The organism is Janthinobacterium sp. LS2A (genome assembly GCF_036543145.1).
In the GTDB taxonomy this organism is placed as follows: domain Bacteria; phylum Pseudomonadota; class Gammaproteobacteria; order Burkholderiales; family Burkholderiaceae_D; genus Janthinobacterium; species Janthinobacterium aestuarii.
Map to the genome: position 1 here is coordinate 240,264 of NZ_JAZHPB010000001.1, position 16,785 is coordinate 257,048.

Below are 16,785 nucleotides of genomic sequence, written 5' to 3' on the forward strand. Positions count from 1 at the left end.
TCAGCCGCTCTTGATGATCTTGTAGAACTGGCCGCGCGAGATCTGAAATTCAGCCTGCAGTTCGCGCCTGTTGCGCAGGTTGTATCGGGTACGGATAGCCATAGCGCGCGCTTCCTGGTCGACGCTGCTCTTCTTGATATAGACCTCTTGCCCGCCCCAGGTAGTACGCATGGCGTCCTCGATATCGCGCACCTGGTCCACGGTAAGCAGTTCGCCGCCCAGCGCCGCGCGCACTGCAGTAAGCAGTGAGGCAAGTATGTCCGGCTGGTGCGCCTTTTGCTTTTGAATCATTAAAATCCCCTCTGTAACCAATCGTCGGAAGCGAAATTGCTGTTGCTGCGTCTTTTTTGTGGTGCTGGCGCCGAGTTGACTGGCGCCTGTGTCGTGGCTGGTGCTGCTGGCTGCGGCGCAGCGCTACTGATCGTCAACGGTGCGGCGAACAGGTCGGCCATCGAAGGCTGCACTTCCTCCTCCAGCTGGTCCCACCACTTCGCCGTTTTTTTCGCAAGCTCGAAATGCGTCTCCAGCCATACGGCGTAGACAGTGCAATCCCAGGCCTCGACGCGCTTGCGGATCGCCGACCAGCGCGATTCCGTTCCACCGGCGGTAATTCGCTCAGCGCGGATTTCGCCTGCCATCTGCTTGAAAAACTCATCGGGCAACTCCTTCGAAAAATGGATATAGCCGGGGCCCGGCCTGGTGATCTGCAGGCGGCCGTAAATCAGGTCTTTGGCCAGGTTGGTGCCGACCTGCCACAGCAGGGCGCCGTGCTTGCGGATCCGGCCACGCCAGTCGATGTCGACCTTGGTGGCGCCGTCCTTGATGTGCTTTTCCTTTCCTGAGCGGCCCTTGACGGCGAACACGCGGCGCGCGGCATTGGCGGCGCAAAATGCGTAGACCGCATGCGTGTTGTGGCCGCCGCTGTCGATGGCGGTACCGTGGATTTTCAGTTCCTGGCCGCTGGCGTGGCGGAACTTGGTCTCGAACAAATACTCGGCGACGTCGGCCCACACAGCATCCTCGTCGGGATTTCCGTAAAAAATGCGGTAGTCGATGATCCAGGTCTGGCAGCCGCGGCCATAGCCCCATACGGCGATCTCGATCCGGTTCGGCTGGGTGTCGGCACCGGCCAGCAGACGCACGCAGCCGTGCGGCACTTCGCCCAGCTTGTAAGGCTCGGCGCGCTGTTTTAGCTGTTCGGAGTCGGTTTTTTCGACATCCAGTTCCCAGGTTCGTCCCAGGGTGGTATTGGTGAAGGTTTTCAGCGAGGTAATGTCGCCTTCCTGCGCCTTGTTGTGCGCGGCGATAAATTCGCGCACCAGCTTGGCCCAGGTCACCAGCGGGCTATATGCGGTCCAGACGTGGAACGCGATATGGGGCAATGCGCTGATCACGGTACCGCTGGCATTGCGGAAGACTCCGGCGTGGTCGATCGTGACGCTGGCGTCGTCGTTTTGCCAGCGGCCGGCCGGCGCTGCCGCCAGGAACTGGCCCTGGTCAATCATCGACCCGCAGTGCGGACACAGGTGGCGCACGCTGTCCGGATCATTGGTCAGCCATTTGAAGCCGGTAGTTTCGTCCTTGCCGCCCCAGGCCAACGGGTGGAAATCGCCGCAATCCGGGCATGGGAAGGCGAACTGGACGCGCACATCGGCCAGGATAGCGCGCGCTTCGATCAGCGAGAATCCCTTCAGACCTGGCGTTGAACCTGCCACCAGCTTGGGAAAGGTGGCCCCTTCGACGCGCTTGGCCGCCAAGGTGACAGGGTCGCCTTCCTTCTCGACGTCGCTATCGAAGGCGTCCAGTTCGTCCATGAGCGCGTTGTCTACGGAAATGCGACGATAGCTGCGCGCCGCCTTGCCGCCACGTGTGTGCAGCATGCAGCCCAGGAATTTCTTTTGCTGCAGTGTGTTGTCCTTGTGCCGTGACATGTGCGCCGGGAACGCTTTGCGCATGACTTTGACGTCGCGTAGCATCGGCTCCAGCTCAGTCTTGACGAATTCGTCACTGTCGCCATCGGTCGGTTGCCATAACGCCTGGTTGCGCCGCTTGTGCTCGATGAAATAGGCGATCGCGGCCAGCAGCATCTTGGTGTAGCCAACCCGGGCCGACTTCATGAAATCGACTTCGGCGATATCGTTGTTGCTGATGCACGCCATTATGGCGCGCTGGAACGGCCACGCCTCCCAGGCCTGCTCGACGTACGACGATTCTTTCGACAGGTAGAAATGCTTGCCGGCCCATTCGTCCAGCGTCATTGGCTCGGGCACACCGAAGGTACTCAGCCCACGCGTCAGGCAGGCGGACAGTTCAGGCGATCGCCAGTTGAGGACTTCGGCCAGGTCGCTCATTCGCCCTGGTCCTCGATCACTTGATGTTCCGGCGCTGCGCCGTCTTCTTCTTCGTCGTCGCGCAGGTCGGCCAGCGATATATTCGCCACGATGTTGCGCACCTTGGCGATCTCTTTTTCGATGTTGCCGATCTCGTCGGAAGTCAGCGACGGAACGCGTCGCTTGACCGCGCCCGGGATGGCGTCGAACAGGCCGCCGATGCGCGCGCCGGCCTTCGACAACACTTCCTCGATGAGCACCACTGGCGCCAGTTCGCCGCGCGTGACGCCGTTCTGCATCTCGATGCGCTCGCGCTGCACCTTGGCCAGCATGGCGCGCTCGGCAACAAGGTCAAGGCCTTCGCCAGACGAGCGGCCGGCTGCAGTTTCCCGCAGGTGCGAGCAGTAGGCGTGCAGCAACTGCTGGCCGGACATGCTCGAATCGAGGATGCCGCGCCCGACCAGATTGCCGACCGCCTGCTGGCTGACGCCCACCAGCGCGCCGAAGGCGGCTTGCGTCATTGGCATAGACAAATCAGACAACACAACCCCCTTGCAAATACCCTGTGACTAGCGAAAAAAGGGGGTTCGAATTACCCTTGCAAGGGGAGGCTGGGGAGTACCTTTGAGAAATATTTCCCATTTGAAACATTGTTTCTGTGGCATTGTTTCGATGGCGCAACATGCGTTTTAGCTCGATTGTTTCCATTGGATGTGATTTCATAATAGCAATCTTTTTTGTGTCAGCGTGCGGTACGCAGCGCCTCGACGTAGGCGCGCGCGAACTGGCCGGCAAACTCTTTCTCAACGGTCTTCTCGACCACGTATTCGAAGTCGAAGATCTTTTGATAGCTGGCGTAGCGTACGAACACCATCACCGGTTTGAGCGATCCAGGGCCACCGCCCCGCATGCTTTGGTACACGCCCAGCGGCATGCGGTCGCCAGGCCGGCCGACGAAGTAGCGGAAGCCTGGCTTCTTCTTCGTGCCCATGGCCATCTTGGCGCGGCCTTGGGCTGTCATGTTCGCTTTGTAGCCAGCTTCGGGGAACGAGCGGAAATAGGCCAGTATCTGCACGATCTGGCCGCGGTTCATGTTGCCGTAGCTATCGAGCTTAGCGCCATTGCCGGGCACGATGCGATAGCCGGGGGGCAGAGCACCCACCGATTGCATGGCGCGCTCGAAGCGCTTCATCGGGCGCGTTCCGCCTTTGATCTGCGGCGCCAAGTAGGTGGCTGCTGGCGTTGCCTTGGCAGCGAAGTCCTTCAGTTTGACTTCGGCGGTGAGATTGGTCTTGGTGGCCGGCCGCACGAACAAACTCGACAAGGTGTAAGGCGTCGGGCTGCGGAAGACGTCCCGTATCTCGTGCTTGAGATTGGTGCTAGCCAACTGCGCCACACGCGTCAACGCCACGCGCGTTGCGAACTGGACCTGCTTCTTGCCGGTGTCGGTGAAAGCGGTCAGGCCACGGATGGCCGGGCTCACGTCGATTTTCATGCGCGCATCCCCAGGACGGTATCGGCACACTCGATCACATAGATGCTGAACTGAGCACCTTGCTTCTGGCGTGCCTTGATGCGGCGTGCCCAGCCAAGGCCAGCGCCAGGGTTGGACGCATCTGCCATGGTCTTGAGCTTGAATTCGCCGATCAGCTGCTGCGCGCGTTGCGGCGACAGCTTGCCCTTGCCAGGTGCTGGCAGAGCCACTGCTTTCGGTTCCGCGTTGGGAACCGGTTCGATTCCCTCGCGCTCCAGTTCGGCTGCAAGTGCGGATTCCCAGCGGGTGCGCAGCACGGTGTATGGGTGCTTGGCGCACTCGTAGGCACCCAGCTTGCGCCAGGCCCAGTAGACGGCTGGCGATGACCACACGTCAGGATCGTCAGGGTCACAGCGCTCACGCTTGGCGCCTTGTTCCAGCGCCTCATGGAAAGCCACGGAAGGATCGACTGGCGGCCTGCACAGCGCCAGAAATTCCGGCAACGTCGGTGGCCACGCCCGACTATCGAGCCGCTCCACGCCACGCGTCAGCTCAGCCGTCGTCAGCACGAACAGTTTCCGCGCCCAGTGGCGCTTGATGCCATCCGGATCGATGCCTTTCCACTGGTCGGCAAACTTCACGCCATAGCTGAATGCCATCTTGTTGAACAGCGCTTGGACCCATTTTTCAGGGATTGCGTTCTCAGGCCAGTCCAGCGCATGCTCGTCCAGGGGTGATATCGATAATGTTGTTTGATCGTTCATTTTTTTGTGGTCCGCTTCCTGTCAATCCATCAAGGGTTTCCTGTCGTGCCTGATCTCGTACTGTCGCCGTGCTGCTTGGTGCTGCACGTGCTGGCGGCAGGGCTCCGGCCACCTGCATGGCCTTGGCCTCGCTTGCCCAACGCTTAAGGATGCTCACCACGTACCCGATGCCGATGCCACCGTTCGGTTTGGACTTTTTCGCCTCGGCGCATGCTGCGAGCGCCGTATCGACGCTGATACCTTGCTCGACCAATGCCAGCAGCCGGGGATCTGCTGGCTGCGTTGGCATGCCTGCCTTGCGAAACGCAATGCTCAGCTCGACCGCCGTAGCCGCGCCCGCACGTTCTATGCTCAGTGTTGGCTGTGCTGGGGGTTGGTTCTGGTTTTGGTTTTGGTTTTGGTTTTGGTTTTGGTTGGCACCATCGCGCACGGTTCCCGCACTGTTCGCGCACTGTTCGGGAACAGTGCGGGTACTTTGCGCGTGCTGCTGTTGCACAAAATCCAGCGTGCTTTGCCCTGCCGCCGCGAGTTCAGCGGCCAGTCGCGCCGCCTCATCGCGCTTTTTCTTCGCTGCCTTGCCGCCGGCACTGCTGGCCTCCAGGCCCGCGTAATAGTCTTGGATCTGCGCCTCGGCATCGGCATCCACCCAGCCAGCCTCGGTCAGGATAAAAAAATCCTCCAGCACATTTTGGGCAGCAGTGATTTCTTCGGGCGTGCTGACGCGCAGCAGGCGGAACAGCCGGCCAGTGTCTGCCAGCAGCGGCGCTTCCTTGTCGAAATACAGGTCGCGCATGTCGCGGTAGATGCCGCGCTCCAGGCGAGACAAATGCAGCGTGCGCGTATTGAAATCGCCGATGTGATGCGGGTAGTAATTCATCAGTGACGATTACCCTGGTCCTTGAAAACCACTATTGTCAGTCTCTTATTCACAATTAATTTCCCAATAGCAACAAATAGGGCGTAAAAGAGCCGACCTTCATAATCAGGCCGGCCCATGTAAATCGGCGTTATCGCTGCCGCGCCGGGTGGAACACCTTGTCGATAACCGATCTGGTGCGGCTCATGGCGCGCTTGGCCCCTTCGAGCAGGCGCACCACGCGCGCTTTCTTCTCGTGTGCGCGCGCGGTGCGGCGCAGGGCCAGGTCCAGGTTGGCTTGTGTCGGCTGGGCTATTGCGGTGGCGACGGCAGCCAGTGCGTCAGCGTCGGCGCTGGCCATATCGCATACGTCGGACAGCCCAAGGCCTATTTCGTCTGCCGTTTCCAGGGTTCGCACGCAAAGGCCGAAGCGGTGCAGCAATTCGTTCAGGCAATCCATCCGTTCGGCAGGCGGCAGGCCAGCAAGCACCGACAACACGAAATTGGCCGGCAACAGGTTGTTTTCCTTCGATTCATCATCCAGCCAGCGCAGTACGCGGTCGCCGTTGTTCTTGTTGCGCTGGTACTCGTCCGGATGGGGTTCGAAGCGAATTCCGGTGGCAGCTGGACCGCCCATATCGTCGTGCGCCTGAACGACCACACTGATTGCGCTGTAGCTCGACAGGCCGGCATCTTTTCGCCAGGAGCTGACGTGTTCGCGCAGAATGCCGATCAGAGTTTTCTTGTGCGAATCATTCCGCATGCTTTTTTCCTTGTCGTAATTTAAGCTGGGTCAATGAACAATATTTCACTACTGAAGACGAACTCACGAATCGCTTGCGCACATGTTGCCGCCAGACTTTCCGCACAATTCGGAATGGAGTTGCATAAGGCGCAGACCAATAGTCAAAGTGGGCCGCTGACCACGCTTGCCACGGGAAAAAGCATTAATTGCGGCCTGGCTACATGGCACTTTGTCCGCCAGGGCCTGCTGTGTCAGCCCGCTAGCGAGCAACTCTTCGGTAATTTTCTTCATATCCATGCCTCATTATCACGCTTGTGTTTGCATTGGTCAACACCAACGTGTTTACGATGTGTATTACATTCGTGATATATGAAAACACTAGCGGAGCGTATGGCCTGGGCCAGGGCGCAGAAACAACTATCTCAATCTGAATTGGCGAAGCTGGCTGGCGTCTCCCAGTCGACTATCGGCAATCTGGAGTCTGGCTTGCGGCAGTCTGCCCGCCGAATCGCCAATATTGCTGATGCACTTGGCGTCTCAGCAATGTGGTTAGCTGAGGGTATCGGCGAGATTCGGAGGGCTCCGACAACGTCACAAAACAGTGATATTTTTTCCGAGCGGATCGATCAGGCACGTTCGGATGCCATCACTACAGGCAACCCTGTATTTAAAAGAATATCTTTACTAGAAAAAAACCAGACTAACCTTGTTCACATAAAAAAAGTAAAGCTGCGCCTTTCGGCAGGACTAACCGGATTTATGGCAGACCCAGATTTTGAGGACGGCGGAACGATAACTCTTGATCCTGCTTGGGTGCTCGGCCAAGGATTAATACCGGATAGATTAGTCGCCACTGCCGTAAAAGGCGCGAGCATGGAACCTGCATTGTACGAGGGTGATATTGTTGTAATCAATACTGCAGCAACCCAACCTGTGGATGGCGAAGTATTCGCAATAAACTACGAGGGAGAGGCAGTTGTAAAGCGACTCTCCAGAGACGCTGGAGAGTGGTGGCTTACATCCGACAATCAAGATCAGCGGAAATATGCCAGGAAACTGTGTAGAAATGGAGAATGTATTATTATTGGTCGGGTAATTCATCGCCAAGGCAATAGAATTTAATCTTTATTTAGCGTCATTAAATTAAATCCTCACTATACTAATTAGTCAAAGGCTGGACATGAAGCAAATTGGATATGGGCTATTGGCACTTGGTATATTTTTGGCTATTTTCGCCTTAACAATGGATGTTGGCATTCATTTGCAGGTCACCCAGTTAGATATGACAGTCGCAAACCTAGATCGTATATCGCAACGATTAAACTACATCATCCTCTCCGGCGTATTTTCAGTTATGGGGGTGATGCTCATTGGATTTGACTCGCTGAAGGTCTTGCCGGAGCGAGAAAACACAACTATGCGCACCTCGCAGCAAGATATTCCAAAGGAAAAAATCAAAGCACCAGGCCCAGTGACTTCCGTTTCGATCTGCCCCTCATGCAAGTTCATGGGGGAAGGTGATGCCGAGCAGTGCGGAAGGTGCGGGAAAAATTACAGCTAGAGTAGCCCTCCAGTAGTAGGACATCATAAAAAAAGCTCGTTAATTCGAGCTTTTTTTTCGCCTAAATCCGTATAAATCGTTCTCGTAACCATCGCGCACAGAAAAATAAACACAAATGTGTTTGACACAATCCAACACGTTTGTGATAATTCATTCCATCGACACACCAAACTCAACCGATGGAGGACAGCATGGCACCCCAAACTGTAGCAACAGCCTCTTCAAGCCCAAACGCTGTCACAGCACCCCGTGTGCGCCGAGTGGCTCTTGTGCTCTCAAATCGACTGCAGCGCAATGCTTTGGGCGCCACTTTCAGCTTAGCCAACGAGCTGGGCGAAAAAATTGCCTTGGTTTCGATAGCACAGCAAGGAATCGGCTCGACGCACCGTGCTGCAGTACGCATGGCATTGTCCAGCGAACTGGTGGGCGCGCTGCGCGCAGCCAGCACGGACTATGAGTTGCGCGGTGCGGTGTCGCCCGTAACCATGAACCGCATGCGCCAGCTACTCGCCACTCTGGACGCATGATGAGCACCTTCACCGTCACCGTGCGCTTGGCCGCCATGCTATTGATCACGCCTCAGCTCCTGGGCACTGAACGCCTGCCCGCAATGCTCCTGATCACTTACTTGACCCTAGGCACCGACAGCGCCGCAGTAATCATGGCCGCTATCGACCGCTTCGGCCCATGCGTCATTACCGCGAAACCTCGCTGAAAGCACGGCATGCGCACCATTTTCAACCTGTTCAATTTTTACCGCCGCCGCGGCGCCAGCATCTACCTCGCCGCTCGCCGCGCCTTGCACGTCTATCGAAACGGATTTTGACATGACCAAGATCGAACCCGACCGCGCCGCGCTGGAAATCGCCTATGGCCAGCTGCATACCACCAGGCCACTCGACGAGCTGCTCAAGGTGCCAAATCTGCGGGCCACGCTTTACGCGGTGGCGCGCCGCCACATGAAACGCCGCGACCGGTTCGATCCGAAAAAAATGCAGGCGAACGATAACGATTAATTTCGAGCAACACCAACCGCAGCACCAACCATAGAAAGCACGCCATGTTTACAGCATTGCACGCGCTGACCCAAAGCGCGACGCTGATGATCGTAGTTACCGCCGAGGGCGACGATCTGCGCGTCAGCATCACTCCGACCCAGGCCAGCGACAAGACCAAGGCCCACAAGTTACAGCCGCTGTCGCTGGTGGCCAGCCCGGCCGAGATGGACGACGGCTTTGCCGCGGCTATCCAATCTTGGCAGGCGCCGAAGCTGTCGCTGCAGCAGCAGGTCGAGGCCGCGAACGCAGCCGGCGCCGATCCCGTCGCGTCAACCGCCAGCAGTAAAGCGGCGCCGAAAGAGGCGGGCAAGCGCGCAGGCCCAGGTCGGCCGAAAAAGATCGAAGGCTCAGCACCAGGTGGCGAAGGCACGGCCGGCGCCGCCGAAAAGGCAGGCCAACAAGACGACACGCCGCCAAGTGGCAACGACTCCAGCGCCGGAGCTGCACCGGGCACGGCCACCCAGGATGGCGCTGCGCCACCAGCTGACGCCGCCGATGCTGAAGAGAAAGAAGAAATCACGTTGCCGCCCGCCGGCAACCCCGCCATCACCGCCGCCGTCGACACGGTAACCCTCGACCTGTTCTAAGAAAGCTATCTGCCATGGCCTTGCAAATCGAAAAACTGATCCGCGAATTCCGCTATAACAGCGTGGTCCTGCCCGACCCGAACAGCATTTTCACGCTGGAGCAGGTGCGCGACTTCTATTCCACCGTGTACCCGGAAATCATCAGCGCCGATATCGAAGGGCCCGAGCAGCTGGGCGCGAAATCGGTCTATGTGTTCCGTCGCGCGGTCGGTACCAAGGGCTGCGGCCTGACCGACATGATTCGCGACGTGGGCGAGCTGCTGCACGCCAACTGGCTGGACGGCGAAGATGCCGATTTCATCAAGGAGCTGCAGGCGGCGCTGGCGCGCAACGAGGTGACGTACATCGACCACGCTGCGCGCGAACGCCTGGCCGAGTTGTTCAACAAGCACTGCAAAGTGGCGGCCTGATCATGCTTACCCGCAAAATCGCAATCGAGCGCCTTCGCACGGTGGGCACGCTGCGCGACGAGCGCACGCCGGACAGCACGGTCAGCCTGGCCGATGCGACCGACCCGCTGGCGCGGCGCATTGCGACGGTGGTCATCAAGCGCTATCGCAATTCGGAGCGCGGACAACGCATGCTGGCGCCGTCGACCGCCCATATGGTGCTGCCGTGATCGCGGCCGGAACGCTGGCACTGCCGGCGATGCACGCGGCCATTCCGGCAACGCTGACGCTGCGCCAGTCCAGCCGCATCGACCAGCCGCTGGCCATTGCGCTGCTCGAAGCGAACATGATTACCGACGCGATGCTGCAACCTCGCCCGAAAATGCCACTGGTCGATGTGTTTCGCGGACCGGACGAGCGGGCGCTGTGCATACAGGGCCTGAGCACCTGGTGGAACTCGATTCAATACCAGTCGATATCCAGCGTTTTCCACTGGAACCTGCATGTACAGGCACTGGATGACCATGCTGGAACGCCCCCTGAACTGGCCGGCCATGTGTGGTTTTGCCTGACGCGCGACCAGAACACGGAGATCCCGCGCTTTGAGCTGCACCAGCGCATTACCCAACTGGAAAATACCTTGCCTGGCTTTGGCCAGACGGTGATGGCGCTGCTGCGCGATGCCATGTTCCATTTGCCGACTGCGTTCGATCTGTGGTTTGCGGAGGACGTTGCCAGAAATTGGCTCTGGCAGGACGCCACGTGTGATGAGGAACTGTTGGAAAACGCACGCCTGGATGGCGGTTTCGACACCATTCAGGAAGTGCTCGACAGCGGACATGTAACCACCATGGCCGATTTTTATCGGGATACCCCAGCCTGGGTAACGACGCCGGCGCGTATTTTATCGCGGAAAAAAATCCGCCGCGCAGCGAAAAGTGACTTCGAGCTGGCCGTGGTTGCCGCATGCGATGAAATTTCAGCTTTGGCCAGTGGGCCCGGCTTCAATGTGGAATCGCACCAGGTAGGCGCCCATCAGGCTGGCTGCGAAAGCATCGAAGGCGCTGCCGTGTTGCTGTGGCGCCAGGACAGCGAAGCCGTTCACGTTATTGATAACTACCTCAATGACATCGGCAATTCAGGGGAATACACCGAATTCATCGACGCTGCGCCCGTCGAGCCCAGCCGCGCAGGAATTCTGGCCTACAAAACGCGGACCGAAAACATCATGCGGCTGGCCCAGGCCACTGAGCGCCTGCTCAATCTAGTAGGAGAACCATTTTGAAGACCGTAGATATTATTTCCAGCGCCGATGCGACGCTGCACCTGACGCGCGCCATTTTGCTGTACCAGTCGTCGGGCGGCTACAGCCATGTGTACGCCAGCAGTCACCCGATCGATATCGATGCCAGCAATCCGGAGCGCCGCTGCATTGGCGCGGGCACGCCGATGCAGCGCGCCGATTTGATCAGCTTCGCGGCAGCTATCCACACGCAGACGGCGCACGCGGGGTTTCTTCCGTCGAACCTGTTGTATACCTCGCCCAATTTAATGGCGTGGTTGGTGCCTGCTGCCGTGCGCACCACCTGGTTCAAAACGAATTGCGCGCAAATCGGCAATGCCCACGGCCTGGCTGCGCACCCGGCGCTGGTATTTTTCGCCGGCAGGGGAGGCTGGCATGTGTTTGCACTGCGTGAATCGGCGCGGCCAACGCCAGACACCTCGCTGTATCACGCGCCACATTTCAATGTCAACGACAGCGGCCGGATCTGCACTGGCAACGTTCAAATCCCCGACAACCTGGGTGCCGAGGCAATGGCCGGTTATGAAAATGCCTTTTTCAGAAGTCACTTTACCCATACCAACCGCCAGAAACCCAGGGCAGTGCGCGGCAAAGGCGGCTTGACCGCGCTATGGGCCAGCCAGCTGGCCAGCCCCGACGCCGACGCCATGCAGCGCGCGCTGGTACCGGCAAAAGAAACGCTGCGCACGGTCATCGAGCGCATCACCCATTCCCGCAACGACGATTAATTAAAAGGAAACATATGAACGGCCAAGAGATCACCATGAAATTCGATGAACTGCTGGACATCACCAAGCAGTCGTTTACCACCTTCCTCGCGCACACCGAGGCGGCGATTCGTGAAGAGCGCCCGCTGCTGCTGGCCGTGGACGAGGAAGCCGTCGATCCTGACAAGCTGGCACTCGATGTGGCCCTGGTGCGCGCCGCGCCGGTAGCCGTGGTGCCGATGCACAGCGAATTCCAGCCGCTGGAGCAAAGTGGTCATCGTTTCCTGATGGCACGGGACGGCATGTACCTGGAGGTGCGCCGTCCTTGGCTGCACGTGATCCACCAGCTGGCCGGGCAATCGGCGGTGCGCATGCCTTACGGTGCTATCGAGCCCAAAGTGGAATTTGGCTTTGGCAAGATCGGCAGCGCGCTCGAGGAACTGCGGGCGTTCGGCGAGATCGCGCGCCTCAAGTCGCCGATCGAGAGCGCTGCGAGCCTGATCTGGAACGACGAGACAGGGGAGTGGGCCGTGCGCTACCCGCTGCCGATTGGCGAGCCGAGCACTGGCCATATCCAGTTTCAGCAGGTGCTGCTGGCCGAGCGCGAGCACCTGGCGATCGACCTGCACAGCCACGGCCTGTCGCCGGCCTTCTTCAGCGACACCGACAACCAGGACGACGCCGGTGCTGTGAAAATCTCGGGCGTGTTCGGCAACCTGGACCAGCTGGTACCGACGGTGGCGTTCCGGCTGTGTCTGCTGGGGCTGTTTATTCCGATAAGCGTCCCAGCCGCCAAGATTTTTGAAGCCGCACCTGCCACCGCTTAGGAGCCATCGACATGCCACATATTACCCCGGCCCGCTTCCTGGATCGCGTTGTCGTCATCGCCCTGATCGGCTGTGGCGGCAACGGTTCGCAAATGCTCACCGGCCTGGCCCGCCTGAACCATGCGCTGTGCGCGCTGGGCCACCCCGGCCTGCACGTGTGCGCGTTCGACCCGGATACCGTCAGCGAGGCGAACAGGGGCCGCCAGCTGTTCGGCGCCTTCGACGTCGGTTCGAGCAAGGCGCATGTGCTGGTCAACCGCATCAATGCCTTCTTCGGGCTGGATTGGCAGGCGCATTTCGGCCGCTGGGATGCCGCGAAGATTCAGCCGGACATGCTGATCTGCTGCGTCGATAGCGCCAAGTCGCGCCATGAAATCATGCGCAGCTACGGTGATACCCGCGCCGCTTACATCATGGACATGGGCAACCGTGCGGCCGACGGCCAAGTGCTGTTCGGCGAGCCGGACGGCTACGATTCGCGCGTAGTGGTGCCGCCCGGCAGCGCGCGCCTGCCAGATCCATACCGCGTGCTGCCCGAGCTGGTCGACCTGACGGCCATCGAGGACGACACGCCCAGCTGCGGCCTGGCCCAAGCGCTGGAGCGTCAAGAATTATTCATCAACCAGGCCGTGGTCACTCCGGCGCTGTCCATCCTATGGGAATTTTTCAGGCACGGCCGCCTTACCTGGCATGGCGCCTTCATCAACCTGCGTACCGGCAGCATGCGGCCGCTGCTGGTGAAGGACGCGGCGACGGTACCGCCAGCGGCCCAGGCGGAAGAACTGCGCGTGCGGGTGATGGCATGAGCGGGCCGCATACACCAGGACAACTGATTGTCGGCACCGACATCGTCTGCGAAGAACCCGGCGAACGCAGTTATCCAGAAACGCCACTGTATGGTATGGACGGTGCCGCTGCAGTAGCAGTGGCGATCGAATTTACCAACTGCCCTGGCATGCGTACAGCCAATGCTAGGAGGCTGGCCGCCTGCTGGAATGCGTGCGACGGCTTGACACAAGACCACTTCGATGGCGGCTGGTCAGCGAAGGGCTTGAGCGAGTATGCGAAGCAGGTAGAAAACACCCTAGCCGCTGCCCGCGCACTGCTGGCCGAGGTGGTCAAGCCGCACGACGATCATGTGGCCGCAGTCACGGCCGCTGGCGAACGGCCGACTGTCAACCCCTTGGCCGCCCGTATCAACAATTTCTTGAAAGGCGGTGCAGAGTGAAAGAGCGCCCAATGCTATTCAGCACCCCGATGGTGCGCGCGCTGCTCGCCGGCAGCAAAACACAGACGCGGCGTATCTGCAAGCCGATGCAGTCATGGGTTGATCAAGCCTGCCGCGAAGTGATGAGCATCGACGGCGTACCGTTTCATTTTTTGAAAGGTGCAGAGGAGCCTCTGGAGCGCCTGCGTTGCCCGCACGGCCAGCCCGGCGATCGCATCTGGGTGCGTGAGACCTGGCGCACCGATGCAAGCCTTGACCCAAAGCCGCCGCGCGACTTCAGCGGATGGCCCGTCAAGTACGAAGCCGATGGCAGGGCTCTACGCCATGGCGCGCACTTCGGCAAGACGGACGGCAAGACTCGCGTGAGCATGCACATGCCACGCTGGGCCAGCCGCATCCTGCTGGAGATCGTGTCGGTCCGCGTCGAGCGGCTCAACGACTGCAGCGCCGCTGATGCAACGGCCGAGGGCGTAGCACCTGACCAGGTCCGGCATATTTCGGTATTCGGCGCGAACGACGTTGAGCGAGCAGCAATTTACCGGCGCGCCGCCATCGCGCCATACGAACGGCTATGGAAATCCATCAACGGCGCCAGCAGCTGGGCTGCTAACCCGTGGGTATGGGTCATTGAATTCAAGCAAGTGCCACAGCACCACCAAAAGTAAAGGATAGGCCATGAACACCGACAACACCAAAATCAAAATATTCCAGGTCGATGACTGGGCATACGTCGCTGCCGAATCCGAACAGGTGGCATGCGACTTTATCGCTACCGATGCTGCACGACCAGATGATCCGAAGGACTGGGAATGCAGCGAGATGACGCGTGGTAAGCATGCTGATCTGGAGGCGCTGCTCGCGGCACACATCGAAAGCGGCGGCACATTCCCCGGCTTGATCGGCATTGACGCACATTACCAATAAGGCCCCCAGTAATGAATACCTACCAAGAATTCTGTCGCCTGCGTGACCTCCATATCCCAGGCGTGAACGCCCCAAAACACACCGAGGCCGACGCCTTTTTTATGGCTGCAGTACAGCTGGCAGTGCCCGACGGCTACAAACTCGTGCCGCTTGAGCCAACGCCCGAGATTATCGCCGCTGCGGCAATAGCTGTCTGGCCTACGGCCACACCTGCGGATATCGACTTGGCGCGCCTGGCCGCGCCGATCGTCTTGATGCAGATGGATATGGCACCGGGCACGACGGTCGACGCGGTCGCAGGCATGATCGCCACGATGGCGCCGGCATATCGCGCCATGCTTGCGGCCGCCGTCAGGATAAGTCCATGATGCACGCCCAACTTGCGGGCGTGATCCCGCGCAATTCTCAAGCCAGTCGCCCAGCGGCTGACAGACCTGCTGAAAACGTGAAGTCGAGCGGCACCTTTCTGACTGCAGAGGATGTCGCAGTTTTGACTGGGCGAAAGCTTAAAAGCCTGCAGGCGCAGGCCCTACGGGCAATGGGCATACCATTTTTTATCAATGCTATCGGGCGGCCGGTCGTGGCGAGGACAGCAATTGACGGCAAGACGGCCGTAGCATCCCCGGAAAAATCCGCATGGGTACCACCTGGCTTGAGGGCGAAATAGACCATGGGACGAGTTCCAACCAGAAATAAAAACCTGCCGACGGGCATGCGAGCGCGCCATCGCGGTCGGATTACCTATTACTTCCTGGACACGGGCAAACGGCCGCGAAGCGAAATATCGCTGGGCTCGGACTATGTCGAGGCAGTGCGAAAATGGGCAGAGCTGACGGCCAGCGCGATTCCATCAGTAACACGGCCGACTTTTCGCATGGTGGCTGAGCGCTATATCCGGGAGGTCATGAATAAAAAAGGCCTGGATACTCAACGCAAGAACATGAACGAACTGGCGCACCTGTACCAGTTCTTCGATGATCGTCAAGAGCCGATGGATTCCATTCTGCCGGTAATGGTGCGCCAATACCTGACGTGGAGGTCGACCAGCATAGCCGAAGAGCAACGGAAAAAGAACGCCAGCTTGGCGGCGCGTGGCAAACCCGTGCCCGACTGGACCGGCAAGGAAGGGCAAGTTGCGGCCAACCGGGATAAGGCGCTACTGTCGCATATCTGGAATTTTGCACGTGGCGCTGGCTTGACCAATCAAGCTAACCCGTGTGCTGGGATCAAGGGTTTCAAGGAGGACGGGAGGGACGTGTACGTTGACAATGAAGTGTTCTCAGCCGTATATGCCGCGGCAGCGCCAGGCCTGCGAGACGCCCTTGACCTGGCTTACCTCACTGGCCAGCGACCGGCCGACATGCTGAAGATCACGCGCACCAATTTGAAAGATGGCGCAATCGAAATAAACCAGAATAAAACACGCAAAAAATTACGCATCGAGATCGTAGGTGAGCTGGCGGCATTGTTAGAGCAGATCGACAAGCGCCCGGTCGTCGGCATAGGACTGATCAATAACGACGATGGCCAGCAGATGACGAAATACATGCTGCGATATGCATTTGAAGCGGCGCGCGCGAAAGCGGCCGCCGACAATCCAGGAATAGCCAAAGACATTAAGAATTTTCAGTTCCGGGATTTGCGAGCCAAGGCCGGCACGGATACGGAGGAAGTTAGCGGAATTGCAGCGGCGCAGGCCCAGCTGGGACACACGACAACAGCCATGACGGCCCGCTATGTGCGCCATCGGCGAGGCAAGCTCGTCAAGCCAACAAAATAGCTGCGGGAGACTTTTTGCGGAACAAAACCAGCTTTGCGGAACTGGCAGGGAGGATAAAAATAGTGGTCACTATCTCTGTAAAATGCATGTGCGCTGGTGCCCGGAGCCGGAATCGAACCGGCACGCCCTTACAGGCGGGAGATTTTAAGTCTCCAGTGTCTACCAGTTTCACCATCCGGGCAGCGCGGCGAGATTCTAGCACAGGTGATGTGCATCACGCCATCTTGTGCCTGAGCCGCGCTGTCCGGTTTG

Annotated in this window: 26 protein-coding genes and 1 tRNA gene; 18 read left to right on the forward strand and 9 right to left on the reverse strand. The window is 59.1% G+C overall.

All coding sequences use genetic code 11. The features are described 5' to 3' along the window. From V3C40_RS01110 to V3C40_RS01145, 8 genes are all read right to left on the reverse strand, one after another. Positions 1 to 291 (reverse strand): Mor transcription activator family protein, encoded by a 291-nt coding sequence (locus V3C40_RS01110; protein WP_314606553.1) that lies wholly within the window; start codon positions 289 to 291, stop codon positions 1 to 3. After that, the gene (locus V3C40_RS01115) at positions 291 to 2,351 is read right to left on the reverse strand and encodes a phage terminase large subunit family protein (protein WP_331776227.1); all 2,061 of its coding nucleotides are present in this window, start codon (positions 2,349 to 2,351) and stop codon (positions 291 to 293) included. Before V3C40_RS01115 ends, V3C40_RS01110 begins: the two co-directional genes overlap by 1 nt. Then, positions 2,348 to 2,857, reverse strand: a complete 510-nt coding sequence (locus V3C40_RS01120) for a DNA packaging Nu1 (RefSeq protein WP_331776228.1) — start codon at positions 2,855 to 2,857, stop codon at positions 2,348 to 2,350. Before V3C40_RS01120 ends, V3C40_RS01115 begins: the two co-directional genes overlap by 4 nt. A 215-nt stretch (positions 2,858 to 3,072) precedes the next feature. Continuing rightward, a complete protein-coding gene (locus V3C40_RS01125; protein ID WP_331776229.1) occupies positions 3,073 to 3,825 on the reverse strand; it encodes a hypothetical protein in 753 nt (250 codons plus the stop codon). Next, positions 3,822 to 4,568 (reverse strand): hypothetical protein, encoded by a 747-nt coding sequence (locus V3C40_RS01130; protein WP_331776230.1) that lies wholly within the window; start codon positions 4,566 to 4,568, stop codon positions 3,822 to 3,824. The genes V3C40_RS01125 and V3C40_RS01130 overlap by 4 nt, the downstream gene beginning before the upstream one ends. Beyond that, positions 4,507 to 5,445 carry a YdaU family protein gene (locus V3C40_RS01135; RefSeq protein ID WP_331776231.1) on the reverse strand — a complete coding sequence of 313 codons (939 nt, stop codon included), beginning with the start codon at positions 5,443 to 5,445 and terminating at the stop codon, positions 4,507 to 4,509. Before V3C40_RS01135 ends, V3C40_RS01130 begins: the two co-directional genes overlap by 62 nt. Positions 5,446 to 5,575: 130 nt before the next feature. Further along, positions 5,576 to 6,187, reverse strand: a complete 612-nt coding sequence (locus tag V3C40_RS01140) for a hypothetical protein (protein ID WP_331776232.1) — start codon at positions 6,185 to 6,187, stop codon at positions 5,576 to 5,578. Between the two features lie 63 nt (positions 6,188 to 6,250). Beyond that, a complete protein-coding gene (locus V3C40_RS01145) occupies positions 6,251 to 6,460 on the reverse strand; it encodes a hypothetical protein (RefSeq protein ID WP_331776233.1) in 210 nt (69 codons plus the stop codon). Between the two features lie 78 nt (positions 6,461 to 6,538). On the opposite strand from V3C40_RS01145, the gene V3C40_RS01150 reads away from it, so the two are divergent. The 18 genes from V3C40_RS01150 to V3C40_RS01235 all read left to right on the forward strand — a co-directional run bounded on the left by V3C40_RS01150 (position 6,539) and on the right by V3C40_RS01235 (position 16,533). After that, positions 6,539 to 7,291, forward strand: coding sequence for an XRE family transcriptional regulator (locus V3C40_RS01150; RefSeq protein WP_331776234.1), 753 nt, complete (start codon positions 6,539 to 6,541; stop codon positions 7,289 to 7,291). 58 nt (positions 7,292 to 7,349) lie between these two features. Next, positions 7,350 to 7,730: a hypothetical protein gene (locus V3C40_RS01155; RefSeq protein WP_331776235.1), complete on the forward strand. Its 381-nt coding sequence runs from the start codon at positions 7,350 to 7,352 to the stop codon at positions 7,728 to 7,730. Between the two features lie 401 nt (positions 7,731 to 8,131). Then, a complete protein-coding gene (locus V3C40_RS01160; RefSeq protein ID WP_331776236.1) occupies positions 8,132 to 8,257 on the forward strand; it encodes a hypothetical protein in 126 nt (41 codons plus the stop codon). Continuing rightward, positions 8,257 to 8,445 (forward strand): hypothetical protein, encoded by a 189-nt coding sequence (locus V3C40_RS01165; protein ID WP_331776237.1) that lies wholly within the window; start codon positions 8,257 to 8,259, stop codon positions 8,443 to 8,445. The genes V3C40_RS01160 and V3C40_RS01165 overlap by 1 nt, the downstream gene beginning before the upstream one ends. 112 nt (positions 8,446 to 8,557) lie before the next feature. Next, positions 8,558 to 8,746, forward strand: coding sequence for a hypothetical protein (locus tag V3C40_RS01170; RefSeq protein ID WP_219327149.1), 189 nt, complete (start codon positions 8,558 to 8,560; stop codon positions 8,744 to 8,746). 44 nt (positions 8,747 to 8,790) lie between these two features. Further along, positions 8,791 to 9,375: a PRTRC system protein E gene (locus tag V3C40_RS01175; protein ID WP_331776238.1), complete on the forward strand. Its 585-nt coding sequence runs from the start codon at positions 8,791 to 8,793 to the stop codon at positions 9,373 to 9,375. A 14-nt stretch (positions 9,376 to 9,389) separates the two neighbouring features. After that, a complete protein-coding gene (locus tag V3C40_RS01180) occupies positions 9,390 to 9,785 on the forward strand; it encodes a PRTRC system protein C (RefSeq protein ID WP_331776239.1) in 396 nt (131 codons plus the stop codon). Positions 9,786 to 9,787: 2 nt separating this feature from the next. Beyond that, a complete protein-coding gene (locus V3C40_RS01185; RefSeq protein WP_331776240.1) occupies positions 9,788 to 9,994 on the forward strand; it encodes a hypothetical protein in 207 nt (68 codons plus the stop codon). After that, positions 9,991 to 11,049, forward strand: coding sequence for a PRTRC system protein F (locus tag V3C40_RS01190; RefSeq protein ID WP_331776241.1), 1,059 nt, complete (start codon positions 9,991 to 9,993; stop codon positions 11,047 to 11,049). Before V3C40_RS01185 ends, V3C40_RS01190 begins: the two co-directional genes overlap by 4 nt. Then, on the forward strand, positions 11,046 to 11,795 hold the full coding sequence (locus tag V3C40_RS01195; protein WP_331776242.1) for a PRTRC system protein B: 750 nt from the start codon (positions 11,046 to 11,048) through the stop codon (positions 11,793 to 11,795). The genes V3C40_RS01190 and V3C40_RS01195 overlap by 4 nt, the downstream gene beginning before the upstream one ends. Positions 11,796 to 11,809: 14 nt before the next feature. Then, the gene (locus tag V3C40_RS01200; RefSeq protein ID WP_331776243.1) at positions 11,810 to 12,601 is read left to right on the forward strand and encodes a PRTRC system protein A; all 792 of its coding nucleotides are present in this window, start codon (positions 11,810 to 11,812) and stop codon (positions 12,599 to 12,601) included. Positions 12,602 to 12,612: 11 nt separating this feature from the next. Beyond that, the gene (locus tag V3C40_RS01205; RefSeq protein WP_331776244.1) at positions 12,613 to 13,407 is read left to right on the forward strand and encodes a PRTRC system ThiF family protein; all 795 of its coding nucleotides are present in this window, start codon (positions 12,613 to 12,615) and stop codon (positions 13,405 to 13,407) included. Continuing rightward, the gene (locus tag V3C40_RS01210) at positions 13,404 to 13,829 is read left to right on the forward strand and encodes a hypothetical protein (RefSeq protein WP_331776245.1); all 426 of its coding nucleotides are present in this window, start codon (positions 13,404 to 13,406) and stop codon (positions 13,827 to 13,829) included. The genes V3C40_RS01205 and V3C40_RS01210 overlap by 4 nt, the downstream gene beginning before the upstream one ends. A gap of 11 nt (positions 13,830 to 13,840) precedes the next feature. Then, positions 13,841 to 14,494: a hypothetical protein gene (locus V3C40_RS01215; RefSeq protein WP_331776246.1), complete on the forward strand. Its 654-nt coding sequence runs from the start codon at positions 13,841 to 13,843 to the stop codon at positions 14,492 to 14,494. A gap of 10 nt (positions 14,495 to 14,504) precedes the next feature. Beyond that, positions 14,505 to 14,753, forward strand: coding sequence for a hypothetical protein (locus V3C40_RS01220; protein ID WP_331776247.1), 249 nt, complete (start codon positions 14,505 to 14,507; stop codon positions 14,751 to 14,753). A gap of 11 nt (positions 14,754 to 14,764) precedes the next feature. Next, positions 14,765 to 15,121 carry a hypothetical protein gene (locus V3C40_RS01225; RefSeq protein ID WP_331776248.1) on the forward strand — a complete coding sequence of 119 codons (357 nt, stop codon included), beginning with the start codon at positions 14,765 to 14,767 and terminating at the stop codon, positions 15,119 to 15,121. Continuing rightward, positions 15,121 to 15,420 carry a DUF4224 domain-containing protein gene (locus V3C40_RS01230; protein ID WP_331776842.1) on the forward strand — a complete coding sequence of 100 codons (300 nt, stop codon included), beginning with the start codon at positions 15,121 to 15,123 and terminating at the stop codon, positions 15,418 to 15,420. The genes V3C40_RS01225 and V3C40_RS01230 overlap by 1 nt, the downstream gene beginning before the upstream one ends. Before the next feature lie 3 nt (positions 15,421 to 15,423). Continuing rightward, a complete protein-coding gene (locus V3C40_RS01235) occupies positions 15,424 to 16,533 on the forward strand; it encodes a tyrosine-type recombinase/integrase (RefSeq protein ID WP_331776249.1) in 1,110 nt (369 codons plus the stop codon). 94 nt (positions 16,534 to 16,627) lie between these two features. Here V3C40_RS01235 and V3C40_RS01240 read toward each other — a convergent pair. Then, positions 16,628 to 16,714, reverse strand: a tRNA-Leu gene (locus V3C40_RS01240). Positions 16,715 to 16,785 lie beyond the last annotated feature (71 nt).